Origin of the sequence: Rhizorhabdus sp. (assembly GCF_018006725.1) — a bacterium.
Lineage (GTDB): Bacteria > Pseudomonadota > Alphaproteobacteria > Sphingomonadales > Sphingomonadaceae > Rhizorhabdus.
This window is the reverse complement of sequence record NZ_JAGMXV010000163.1, coordinates 1-11033: the sequence shown is the minus strand read 5'-3', so window position 1 is coordinate 11033 and position 11033 is coordinate 1. Positions and strand designations below refer to the sequence as shown.

At 65.3% G+C, this 11033-nt stretch carries 14 protein-coding genes and 1 pseudogene; 8 read left to right on the top strand and 7 right to left on the bottom strand.

Going from position 1 to position 11033, the window contains the following annotated elements; genetic code table 11:
* A pseudogene (locus KAY22_RS19070) lies at positions 1 to 183 on the bottom strand (hypothetical protein); the annotation flags it as partial.
* Between the two features lie 90 nt (positions 184 to 273).
* The gene (locus KAY22_RS19065) at positions 274 to 591 is read right to left on the bottom strand and encodes a multidrug efflux SMR transporter (protein ID WP_296624859.1); all 318 of its coding nucleotides are present in this window, start codon (positions 589 to 591) and stop codon (positions 274 to 276) included.
* Between the two features lie 47 nt (positions 592 to 638).
* Between KAY22_RS19065 and KAY22_RS19060 the strand changes: the two genes are divergently transcribed.
* The gene (locus tag KAY22_RS19060; RefSeq protein ID WP_296624858.1) at positions 639 to 1280 is read left to right on the top strand and encodes a DUF1345 domain-containing protein; all 642 of its coding nucleotides are present in this window, start codon (positions 639 to 641) and stop codon (positions 1278 to 1280) included.
* 22 nt (positions 1281 to 1302) lie between these two features.
* On the opposite strand, the gene KAY22_RS19055 is transcribed toward KAY22_RS19060, so the two are convergent.
* Both KAY22_RS19055 and KAY22_RS19050 read right to left on the bottom strand, forming a co-directional pair.
* The gene (locus KAY22_RS19055) at positions 1303 to 2076 is read right to left on the bottom strand and encodes an SDR family oxidoreductase (protein WP_296624857.1); all 774 of its coding nucleotides are present in this window, start codon (positions 2074 to 2076) and stop codon (positions 1303 to 1305) included.
* 25 nt (positions 2077 to 2101) lie between these two features.
* Entirely contained in the window at positions 2102 to 2944 is an 843-nt protein-coding gene (locus tag KAY22_RS19050; protein ID WP_296624856.1) for an SDR family oxidoreductase, read from the bottom strand.
* Between the two features lie 281 nt (positions 2945 to 3225).
* On the opposite strand from KAY22_RS19050, the gene KAY22_RS19045 reads away from it, so the two are divergent.
* Together KAY22_RS19045 and KAY22_RS19040 are read left to right on the top strand one after the other, a co-directional pair.
* Positions 3226 to 4035 carry an SDR family oxidoreductase gene (locus KAY22_RS19045; RefSeq protein ID WP_296624855.1) on the top strand — a complete coding sequence of 270 codons (810 nt, stop codon included), beginning with the start codon at positions 3226 to 3228 and terminating at the stop codon, positions 4033 to 4035.
* The gene (locus KAY22_RS19040; RefSeq protein WP_296624853.1) at positions 4032 to 4511 is read left to right on the top strand and encodes a VOC family protein; all 480 of its coding nucleotides are present in this window, start codon (positions 4032 to 4034) and stop codon (positions 4509 to 4511) included. Before KAY22_RS19045 ends, KAY22_RS19040 begins: the two co-directional genes overlap by 4 nt.
* A gap of 269 nt (positions 4512 to 4780) precedes the next feature.
* On the opposite strand, the gene KAY22_RS19035 is transcribed toward KAY22_RS19040, so the two are convergent.
* Together KAY22_RS19035 and KAY22_RS19030 are read right to left on the bottom strand one after the other, a co-directional pair.
* Positions 4781 to 5305, bottom strand: a complete 525-nt coding sequence (locus tag KAY22_RS19035; RefSeq protein WP_296624852.1) for a VOC family protein — start codon at positions 5303 to 5305, stop codon at positions 4781 to 4783.
* Entirely contained in the window at positions 5302 to 6141 is an 840-nt protein-coding gene (locus tag KAY22_RS19030; protein ID WP_296624851.1) for a TIM barrel protein, read from the bottom strand. Before KAY22_RS19030 ends, KAY22_RS19035 begins: the two co-directional genes overlap by 4 nt.
* A 71-nt stretch (positions 6142 to 6212) precedes the next feature.
* On the opposite strand from KAY22_RS19030, the gene KAY22_RS19025 reads away from it, so the two are divergent.
* Genes KAY22_RS19025 through KAY22_RS19010 form a run of 4 tightly spaced genes read left to right on the top strand, consistent with a single transcriptional unit; the run spans position 6213 to position 9554 of the window.
* The gene (locus tag KAY22_RS19025) at positions 6213 to 7433 is read left to right on the top strand and encodes an aromatic ring-hydroxylating dioxygenase subunit alpha (protein ID WP_296624850.1); all 1221 of its coding nucleotides are present in this window, start codon (positions 6213 to 6215) and stop codon (positions 7431 to 7433) included.
* Between the two features lie 21 nt (positions 7434 to 7454).
* Positions 7455 to 8615 carry an acyl-CoA dehydrogenase family protein gene (locus KAY22_RS19020; protein ID WP_165323791.1) on the top strand — a complete coding sequence of 387 codons (1161 nt, stop codon included), beginning with the start codon at positions 7455 to 7457 and terminating at the stop codon, positions 8613 to 8615.
* The gene (locus tag KAY22_RS19015; RefSeq protein ID WP_296624849.1) at positions 8615 to 8929 is read left to right on the top strand and encodes a Rieske 2Fe-2S domain-containing protein; all 315 of its coding nucleotides are present in this window, start codon (positions 8615 to 8617) and stop codon (positions 8927 to 8929) included. The genes KAY22_RS19020 and KAY22_RS19015 overlap by 1 nt, the downstream gene beginning before the upstream one ends.
* Positions 8922 to 9554, top strand: coding sequence for an NAD(P)H-dependent oxidoreductase (locus KAY22_RS19010; protein ID WP_296624848.1), 633 nt, complete (start codon positions 8922 to 8924; stop codon positions 9552 to 9554). Before KAY22_RS19015 ends, KAY22_RS19010 begins: the two co-directional genes overlap by 8 nt.
* Here KAY22_RS19010 and KAY22_RS19005 read toward each other — a convergent pair.
* Positions 9500 to 10012, bottom strand: a complete 513-nt coding sequence (locus KAY22_RS19005) for a MaoC family dehydratase (RefSeq protein WP_296624847.1) — start codon at positions 10010 to 10012, stop codon at positions 9500 to 9502. The two genes, KAY22_RS19010 and KAY22_RS19005, sit on opposite strands and share 55 nt — an antisense overlap.
* A gap of 86 nt (positions 10013 to 10098) precedes the next feature.
* On the opposite strand from KAY22_RS19005, the gene KAY22_RS19000 reads away from it, so the two are divergent.
* The gene (locus tag KAY22_RS19000; protein WP_296624846.1) at positions 10099 to 10950 is read left to right on the top strand and encodes an acyl-CoA thioesterase II; all 852 of its coding nucleotides are present in this window, start codon (positions 10099 to 10101) and stop codon (positions 10948 to 10950) included.
* The last annotated feature ends 83 nt before the right edge of the window (positions 10951 to 11033 follow it).

Here is an 11033-nt window from a genome sequence, read left to right as displayed (position 1 = left end):
GTTGTACAGCGTGTGGGGCACCGATTCGAGATAGGGGACGACATGCTTCTCGACCCAGGGATGATAGGGTGCGTCGGTGGGGATCACGACATAATAGTCCTGGTCCCCATATTCGGGCACCAGAGCCAGGCTCAGCAGGTCGCCGCCGAAGCCGTTGAACTCGGTATCGAGATAATAACGCATGACACTCCTGACGCGCGGACGAGTGATCGCCGCATTCCTCCCCGCATGCCAGCGGGCGGCCGTGGCTGGCAAGGGTTCGCCGGACTCTGCTCAGTGGGCGACGAATTTGAGTCCGGCGATGCAGGCGACGATCGTCAGCAGCAGCAGGATGCGGACGCTGGTCGCGGGTTCGCCGAACCAGATCATCCCGACGATTACGGTACCGATCGCCCCGATGCCGGTCCACACCGCATAGGCCGTGCCCATCGGGATCGACCGGCTCGACAGCTCGAGCAGACCCATGGACAGCGTGACCGAGACGAGGAAGGCGATCGTCCAGGGGATGTTGCGGAAGCCGTCGACGAAGCGCAGGCAGGTGGTGAAGCCGACTTCGAAGCAGCCGCCGACAATGAGCAATATCCAAGCCATGGGGAGGGCCATAGCCGCGCGGTCCCCGCGGCGCTAGAAGGTCGTCCATGTCGCTCCGCCTCGCGCTCGGCCATCATGTCGCCCCACCGCGCTTCCTCGCTTTTCTGCTGCTGTCGGCAGCGGTCTTCTGGGTGGCGTTCGACGGGCTGGGCTGGTCGCGGGCGGCGTTGGTCGGCTTTGATGCGGGGGCGGGGCTGTTCCTGCTGTCGGTCGTTCCGCTGCTCGCCAAGGATCCGCCAGCGATGCGCGACGCGGCCGAACGCAACGATGCCAACAGGGTGATGCTGCTGGCGATTACCGGGACGGTCTGCACGACGATCTTGGTGGCCGTCGGCTTCGAACTCGGCCGCAAGGGCGATCTTCATGCCAGCGGCACCGCGCTGGTGATCGTCACGCTGCTGCTCGCCTGGCTGTTCAGCAACATGATCTATGCGCTGCACTATGCGCATCTCTATTACAGCCAGGCGGACGGAGGCGATGCGCGCGGGCTCGATTTTCCGGGCAACGACGATCCCGACTATTGGGACTTCGTCTATTTCGCCTTCACGCTGGGGATGACCTTCCAGACATCCGACGTCGAGATGAGCGGGCGGCACATGCGGCGGGTGGCGGTCACCCACTGCTTCGCCGCCTTCATCTTCAACATCGGCGTGCTGGCCTTCACGATCAATATCCTCGGCGGCGCCTGAACGCAGCCGGGCGCAGGGCAGATCAGAAGGGACGGATCGTCACGCCATTGTCGACGACGAGTTCGGCACCGTTGACGAAACGCGATTCGTCCGACGCGAGGAACAGCACCATCGCCGCGACGTCTTCGGGCGCCCCCTTGGCGCCGGGCGGCAGCACGCCGGTCGCCACGGCCTGAACCTGGCCGATCCGGCCTTCGGCTTCCTGCACCATCGGCGTCTCGATCGCGCCGGGGTGAACCGAATTGCAGCGGATCTTGTAGCCTTTTTCCTGGCACATCACCGCGATCGACTTGGTCATCGACCGAACCGCGCCCTTGGCGGCCGAATAGGCGAAGAAGATCGGATAGCCGAGCAGCGCGCCGGTCGACGACATGTTGATGATCGAGCCGCCATCGTTGCGGTTCATCAGCGGGATCGCATATTTGCAGCCGAGGAAGACGCCTTCGTTCATCACTGCGTTGACGAAACGGAACTGCTCGAGCGTCGTGCCTTCGACATCGGCCGACAGCACCACGCCCGCATTGTTGACGAGGATGTCGAGTCGGCCAAAGCGGTCCTCGATCGCCTTGATCGTGGCGATCCACTGTTCTTCGGAGGCGACATCGAGGACCATCGCCACCGCGCCGTTGCCGATCGCGTCGGCGACCTTCTGCGCGGGTTCGAGCTTCACGTCGGTCACGACGACGGTCGCACCCTCGCGGGCCAGCGCCTCGCAATCGGCTTTGCCCAGCCCCGATCCGCCGCCGGTGACCAGCGCCACCTTGCCGGCCACGCGGCCGCCACGATCCTGTGCCATCAATCTCTCCATCGTCGGCCGGCCTTCAGGCCGCGCCATTTTCCGCGAAATAATCGGGCATGCCGCCCGGCCACACGACGCCCCACTGCGCCTGGCCGCCGTCGATGATCATCAGATCGCCGTTGATGAAACGGCCTGCGGGCGAGGCGAGATAGGCGATTGCCTCGGCCACGTCCCAGGCATTGCCGCGAACCTTCATCGGGTTGGCCTTGTGGAAGCGGACGAGCGCCTCTTCCGGATAGACGCCGAAGCCCTCGGTCTCGATCACGCCGGGGCCGATGCAGTTGACGCGAACCTTGAACGGCGCCCATTCGGTCGCCAGCGTCTTCGACAGATAAATGACCCCGGCGCGCGCTGCGCAGGTGTGCGCCGCCTGCGGCATGCCGCGCTCGACATTGGCGACGATGTTGATGACATGGCCGGGCGTGCCGCTGTCGCGCCAGCGCTTCGCGGCCTCCTGCATCATCCACCAGGTGCCGTTGAGATTGGTGTCGATGACGGCCAGCCAGCCCTTGCGGCTGAACTCGATCGCGTTCTGCGGAAACTGGCCGCCGGCATTGTTGACCAGCGTGTCGAGGCCGCCGAACCGCTCATAGACCTCGGCGATCAGCGCCTCGCAGGCCTCGGGGTCGCGGATCGTCATCGACGCGGTCATGATCTCGCGGCCGGTGGCCTCCTTGATCTCGCGCTGGACGGTTTCGAGCTTCTCGGGGCTACGGCCGCAGATCGCGACATCGGCGCCCAGGCGCGTGGCGAGAAAGGCGGTCGCCTTGCCCATGCCGCTGCCGCCGCCAGTGATTAATATGCGGTGCCCGGCGAGCAGATCGGATCGGAACACCGTCTCCTGCGTCGCGAGTTGTTCCGTCACCAGGCCGCGCTTCGGGCGGGATGGGTCGTTGGGATCCGGGCGTACATGGCCGTTCGTCGCGGCCTCTGGGCGATTGGCATCCATCGATTTTTCAGGCTCCTCCAAGCAAGGCTTATCATCGCCGGGAAATAAAACAATCACAAATGTCTTTTTTAGCAGGCGACGATATTTCCCACGTAATATCGAGCAAATCTGCCATCCTTGTCGAACGAAGGCGATACCTCAGCCTATTGAAAAAGGCAGTCATGCCTGTTTTTAATGCCGCAGAGAGGAGAGCTGAAATGGCGAATCTGGAAGGCAAGGTCGCGGTCGTCATGGGCGCCGCCGGGCGGGGAAATATGGCGCAGTCGATCGCCCGCAGGCTGGCGGCGGACGGAGCGCGACTCGTGCTCGCCGGGCGCGATCCGGAACCGTTGGCCGAACTGGCGGAGGAACTGGACGGGCTTGCCGTCGCGCAGTGCGACCTGACCAGCGAGGCCGATCTCGCGCGGCTGGGCCAGGCAGCGGTAGAGCGGTTCGGCGGGGTCGACATCGCGGTCAACGCGACCGGCTGGGGCCTGCTCAAGCCCTTCCTCGAAACGACCAAGGAAGAGATCGAGCGCATGACTGCGCTCCAGTTCACTGGCGCGATCCTGTTCTACCAGGCGATGTTGCGGGTAATGCGCGACGGCGGGTCGCTGGTGCAGATCAGCTCGGCGACAGCGACGATCATGCTCGAGGATCACGCCGCCTATATGGGCACCAAGGCCGGCGCCGATCATGTCATCCGCTGCATCGCCAACGAGTTCGGCCATCGCGGCATCCGGGCCAATTCGGTGGCGCCCGGCTTCACCGTCACGCCGATGACCGCGAAGGCTGGACGCAACCCGGCGATCATCGAGACCTTTGCCAAGGAATATCCGCTGGGACGGGTCGGGACGAGCGACGACATCGCCGAGGCGGTTGCCTGGCTGGTGTCCGATGCCTGCTTCATGACCGGCCAGACTTTGCAGGTGAATGGTGGCGTCACCCTGCGCCGCAACCCGCGCAATGCCGAGATCGTCGACGCGGTGATGGCTGCGCGTGCGGCAGCAGCGGCTGCCAAGTCATGATCCGAGGCGTCCACCATCTGGCAGTGTCGACGCCCGACATCGACCGCTTCGTCGATCATTACGAACGCTGGTTCGGCTTCGAGCGCTGCGGTGGCGGTGGGTGGGAGGCCGGCAACGAGCGGGTCGACCGGATGGTGGGGCTGAAGGACAGCGCGGCGCGCTACCAGATGATCCGCCTCGGCAATCTCTATGTCGAAGTGTTCGAATATGCGGCGCCGCGCGGCGAGGCGGTGCGGCCCCGCATGTGCGACCATGGCATCATCCATCTGTGCCTCTATTGCGATGACGTCTTCGCCGAATATGAGCGGCTGACCGCGCTCGGCATGGAGTTCACCGGCCCGCCCGGCGGATCGGCGGCAACGCGCGCGACCTATGGCCGCGACTGCGACGGCAATGTCGTCGAGCTGCTGCAGATCGTTGACGATGGGTGCAGCTTCGGCTTCGACAAAGCGAAGGCGCTGGAGCCGTCGGCGTAGCGATATTCGCGCTTGGTTCTTGCCAGGCGAAGTCCAGGGGCATCGGCGCGTCAGCGTGTCTCGCTGTCTTCGCACCAATGGGGGTGGCCGGTCCCCCCACCTCTCCGTCATTCCCGCGCAGGCGGGAATCCAGCAGGACGCCGGGCGTAACGTCTGCGGGTTCGGCGTTCGCTCGCCGGTGGATTCCCGCCTTCGCGGGAATGACGATGGGGGAGGGGGCGGCGCGAATCTCGCCCGAGATTGTTGTTCCCGCCGAGCGGGACGCGCGCCTACCCCAGCTCGCGGATAAGCGTCGCCGGATCGCGGTCCCAACGCTCGGCGGCTTTGCGGACGGCCCCGAAGAAAGCGCGGATCGCGGGTTTGTCTTCGACGATCTCGATCATGTGGCCGAGCGTCGCGGACGTGTCGACATAGGCATAGCGCATCGGCCCGAACAGGCCGTCCGCCGCGACTTCGAAACCCTGATCGACATAATGGGCAAGGTCGGCGTCGTAATCCCCGGCGATGAAGGCGACATGGTGGAAGCCGGTCTGCCCTGCAGGCACCGTGTCGCGATAGGCCGAGCGGGTGTCGTCGAGCTGTTCGACCAGTTCGATCTGCACGTCGCCATGTTGCGCGACGGCGGTCGAGAAGCGCGTCGCCGACGGCGCACCGCGATAGCGCGGCTGGTCGAGCTTCAGGTCGCGGTTGACCAGGAAAGGCCCGATACCCGTGGTAGCATGCCAGCGCTGCGCAGCTTCGATCAGGTCGGGTACGACCCAGGCATATTGGATGATCGTCGGCTGAAAACTCACAGGCTTGCGTCCTTCTGATCGAGCGATGCAAGAATCGACCGCGTTGCGTCCACCGCCCGCCGCGCTCGTTCGAGGCCCGTGACACCCGCTTTGCGCGCGGCCTTCTGCGGTACCTCGACGTCGATCACCGTGCCCGGCTGCAGCAGAGGCAGCGCCTCTCGCAAGGGGAAGGCCCCCGTCCCCGGAATGCCGCGTTCGAAGATCGCCTCGTGCCAGCGGTCGCCATCGGCGATCTCCAGCGGACCGTCGCAGATCTGAAAATAGCCGATCAGCGTGCTCGCATCGGCCACGTCGGCGACCGAGCCGTCGCTCCGCCCCAGATGCAGCGCATCGCACACCATCGCCAGATTGTCGCGCTCGACCCGACGGATAAGCGCCGCAGCATGGGCGACCGACCGCACTGCCGAGAAAGCATTGGGCTCCAGGCCCGGGACGATGCCGAACGGTGCCGCGCGGTCGCAGAAGTCGCGCAGCCAGCGGACCGCCTCGTCGTCATCCAGTCCGTGGACGTGCACCGTAGCCTTGGTCGCGCCCAGCGCCTGTCCCACCGCCAGCGCTTCCTCGAACGCCGAATAGTCAGGCTTGCCGTCGATCGGAAAGAACTCGATGTTGCAGAGAGACACGCCGGCCCGGTCGAGTGCCTCGCGCACCACGGGGATATCCGCCCGGCCGACGCTCGGGAACATCTGCCGGCCCTCTTCGGGCACATGGGTGAACAGGCAGACATGGTCGCAGCGCAGCGTGCCCGCGATCTGGATGAGCTCCAGCGGGGTCGCGTCGAGCACCGTCAGATGGTGCAGCGAGAGCGAAGCATCGGCCAACAAAAAATCATTCATGATTGTTTTTATGCGCAGCTGTGTTAGGGCGAGTCAATCGAGAGATCACAAGGACCGACGGGACAGGATCGATGGACGGTATCAGTCGCGGCAGTGCGGTGGAAGATTACGCACGGATGGACTTCGAACGGGGCCGCAAGGCGACACCCGAGGGCTTCCCCAGCCTGCCGGACATTCCCGGCAAGCGCTATGTCGATCCCGAGTTTCTCGCCCTCGAGAAGGACCAGATGTGGAAGAAGGCCTGGCTCTATGCCGGCCATGTCGATCAGGCGCCCAATCCCGGCAGCTGGTTCCTGACCCGCAACACCGGTTCACCGATCATCATCGTCCGTGACCTCGGTGGTGAGATCCGGGCCTTCTACAATACCTGTCAGCATCGCGGCGCGCCGCTGGTCACCGAGGAGGCCGGCGAGTCGCGCGGCTTCGTTTGCGGCTATCATGGCTGGAGCTACACGCTCGACGGCAAGCTGACGGCGGTGCGCGACCGGCGCGATTTCGTCGATCTCGACTTTTCCTGCCGCTCGCTGATCCCTGTCCGTTGCGAGCGGCTTGGCAGCCTGATCTTCGTCAACGAGGATCCCGACGCGCAGCCGCTGCTCGACCATATCGGTCCGATGGCGAAGGAGCTCGACCAGTTCCAGCTCGACAGCCTGCGGCTGGTCGACAGCCGCAGCTACGACGTCGGCTGCAACGTCAAGGTGCTGCTCGACGCCTTCCTCGAAGTCTATCACATCAAGTCGATCCACCAGAAGACGGTCGACCGCTTCCTCGACCATCGCGGCATGATCGTGACGCTTTGGCCGAACGGGCACAGCCGGATGGTGACGCCCAATGCGCGTCCCGACTGGAAGGATCCAGGCACGATCGGGATGCCGAAGATCCCGACGGTCACCGACCTGCCGGCGAACAACAATGTCAGCTATCACATCTATCCCAATTTCGTGATGCCGCCGTCCGACAGCGGCATCCCGATCCTGCAGTTCTGGCCGACCGGCCCCAAGACCTCGCGCGTCGTGTCGAGCTGGATCGGGCCGGACCACGATCCCGCCAACCCGCATCCGATGTGGGAAACGCGGATCGATAACTGGACGCGGATTCTCTACGAGGATCTTCAATATGCACCGCAGATCCAGGAATCGCTGGAAAGCGACGGCTTCCGGGGCATGCCGCTCAATTATCAGGAGCGGCGCATCTATCACTGGCACGAGGAACTGGACCGTCGCATCGGTCTGAATCGCGTGCCGGCCGACGCGCGGGTCGAGCAGGTGCTGCACGACTGGGTCACGCGCTGAACTTTTCTGGGAGGGGTTATCATGGATTTCAGGCTCACGCCCGAGCAGGAGGAACTGCGCGAGGCCGCTAGGACCTTCGCGCGCGCCGAACTGCCCGCCATCGCGGCCGAATGCGAGCGCGACAACAAGCCGCCGAGCCATGAGCTCGTGCATCGCTTCGCCGAGATGGGCTTTCTCGGCATCAACGTGCCGGCCGAACTCGGCGGCCTGGGCCTCGGCAATCTCGAAGCGCTGATCGTCCTCGAGGAATTCGCCAAGATCTCCTCGGCGGTCGCTTTCCCGATCTTCGAATCCTCGGTCGGACCGGTCCGGGCGATCGAGCATTTCGCGTCCGACAGCCTCAAGCAGCGCATCGTCCCCGCCGTGTGCAAGGGTGAGATGGTCGTCGCGATCGGCATGTCCGAGCCCGATGCCGGCTCCGCTTTGACCGACCTCAAAACCAAGGGTGTGGTCAAGGGCGACAAGCTCGTTCTCAACGGTACCAAGCGCTGGTGCTCTGGTGGCGGCCATGCCGACGCCTATCTGGTCTATTGCCGCCTGTCCGACGATCCGGGGCCCAAGGCGATTGGCGCGGTGCTGGTCGAAAAGGACACCCCCGGCTTCACCTTCGGGCCGAATGAGCAGCTGATGGGCTTCCGGGGGGTGCCGTCCGCCGACCTCAATTTCGACGATGTCGAGATTCCGCTCGACAACATCGTCGTGCCGGCCGGCGGCTTCAAGAAGCTGATGGAGACCTTCGACCTCGAACGCTGCGGCAACGCCACCATGGCGCTGGGCCAGGCCTCTGGCGCGCTCGAGGATGTCACCGCCTATGTCCAGGAGCGTCGCCAGTTCGGCAAGCCGATCGTCGAGTTCCAGGCGGTCCAGCTCAAGCTCGCCGAGATGCACATGAAGGTCGACGCGGCCCGGTTGCTGATCTGGCGCGCGGCGGCGAATGCCGAGGATGGCCTTCCGTCGATCCTCGACAGTTCGACCGCCAAATGCTTCGCCAACTCGATCGCGCGCGAGGTGGCGGGCGACGCCGTCCAGCTGATGGGCGCCTATGGCTATTCCAAGGATTTCCCGATGGAACGCCGGCTGCGCGACAGCTGGGGCTGGGGCATTGCCGGTGGCGCGATCGATATCCAGAAGGTCAACATCGCCTCCGCGCTGCTCGGCCGGCGCTTCGACCAGCGGCGCTGATGGCGCTGCAGCGCGTTGCCGCCCTGGCGGATGTCCCTGAAGGGGGCAACAAGGCGTTCGACGCCTGTGGCAGGTCGGTGCTGCTCTGCCGCACCGCCGCCGGTGTGTTCGCGGTTGAGAATATGTGCAGCCACGCGCTCGCCCATCTCGAGGGCGGCAAGGTGAAGGGACCGCACATCTTCTGTCCGCTTCACGGCGTGCGCTTCGACATGCGCACCGGTGAACCCAACGGCACGCTGACGCGCAAGCCGATCACGGTCTTCCCCGTCAGCGTCGACGGCGACGACATATTGGTGGAGTTGCCCGATGCCTAAGCTACTGCACCTGGACGCCAGCCCGCGCGGCCCCCGCTCGCGCTCGAACATGGTCGCCGAGCGGCTGCTCGCGCAGCGTCCGGACATCGAGGTCGAATATCTCAACCTGTTCGAGGCCGAGCTTCCGGCCTTCGACGGGGTGACGATCGAAGGGCGCTATGCGCTGATCGCTGGCGAGGCGGTGGATCCGTCGGTCGAGGCGCAATGGGGTGCGATCGGCCGGCTGATCGAGCATTTCCTGTCCTTCGACGGCTGGGTGATGACGGTGCCGATGTGGAATTTCGGCATTCCCTATCCGCTCAAACATTATGTCGACCTCGTCACCCAGCCGGGCATGAGTTTCCGCGTGGTCGACGGGCAGGGCGAGGGGCTGGCGGCAGGCCGCAAGGCGGTGCTGATCACTTCGGGCGCGCTCGACATCCGCCCCGGTGGGCCCATGGCGGCGCTCGACCATCAGCACGCCTTCCTGACCGGCTGGCTCGGCTTCATCGGTGTCACCGATATCGAGACGATCCACGTCAAGCCGACCTTCGGCCCGCCCGAAGCGGTCGAGCCGGTGATGGCGGCGGCTTATGCCGAGGCCGATGCGCTCGCCTCGCGGCTGTTCCGGCCGGACCGCGTATAGACCAGGTTGATGCTGGTGAAACTGACTGCCTCCTCGCCGCGCTGGTTGATCACGGAATAGCGGGTGATGGCGGTGCCCCGGTCGTCGCGCGAGGTGGACGGGCGCAGTTCGACGATCTCGGAGGTGACGTGGATCGTGTCGCCCGCGCGCACCGCCTTCTTCAGCCGGAAATCGTCCCAGCCGATGCCGCAGACGAAATCGATGTCCGAATTGATCTCGTGGTCCATCTGACGCCACAGCGCGAGGACGTGGATGCCCGACGCGATCACCTCGCCGAACACCGACTGGGTGGCGAGCTCGGCGTCGCTGTGAAACCATTGCGGATCCCATTGCCGGGCGAAGTCCAGCATCTCCTCGCGGGTGACGGTGCGCGGCGCGGATATGCGCCGCTCGCCGACCGCCAGATCCTCGAAGCAGCGCGTCGGGCGCACGGGGGTGAAGGTGGCGGGTTCGGACATGGCAACTCTCCTGTTCGTTTTTCTCTTTCCCCCGGACGGCGGCTTTTGCCAAGGCTGTCGGCCCGACAATGGCAGGGCGGCATCGCGTGAGGCACAGATTTTCGGAATTGTTCGACTTCGGCGAAGGACCCGACGGCGCCTTGCGCGCACCCGCGTCGGGCGGTCCGCTGTTCCGCCTTTATGGCGGGCAGGTCCTCGCCCAGGCGCTGGCGGCAGCTCAGTCGACAGTGTCTGCCGAGAAACTCGCGCATAGTTGCCACGCCTATTTCGTCCGCGCCGGGCGCACCGATCAGCCCATCGATTTCACCGTCCTGCGCGACGCCGACGGGCGCAGCTTCTCCGCGCGGCGGATCGAGGCGCGACAGGACGGCGCCCTAATACTGACCATGTCCGCATCCTTCCATGTGGCGGAGGAGGGCGCTTCGCACGGCGCTGTGATGCCGGACGTGCCCGATCCGGAGACGATCGTGCCGCAGGATGAGGTCATCGCCGCCGCACTGCCGCACATGCCGCCGCACCGGACCGTCTTCTGGGACCGGGACATCGGCATCGATTATCGCGCGGTCGAACCCTTCGTGACGATCGATCCGCCGCGGGCTCCGGCACGGCGCGCCTTCTGGTTCCGCCTGCGCGATCCGATGGGCGACGATCCCGCCGAGCATCAGCGGATGCTGGCCTTCGCCTCAGACCTCTACATCATGCATACCGGTCTGCTGCCGTTGGGCATCAGCTGGTCGGCGCACGACTTGCAGGATGCCAGCCTTGATCATGCCATCTGGTTCCACCAGGCCTTCCGCGCCGACGAGTGGCTGCTCTACGCGATGGACAGCCCCTATGCGGGCGGCGCCCGGACGCTCGGGCGCGGCACGATCTTCGACCGGTCGGGCCGCGTGGTCGCCTCGGTCGCGCAGGAGGGGCTCATCCGGATCGCCGGCTGAGGCCCGTCCCGGCGGTCAGCGCCTGCTGCGGCGCAGGCGCAGATAGAGCTGCAGGCCGATCACGCCCATGAACAGCATCAGCG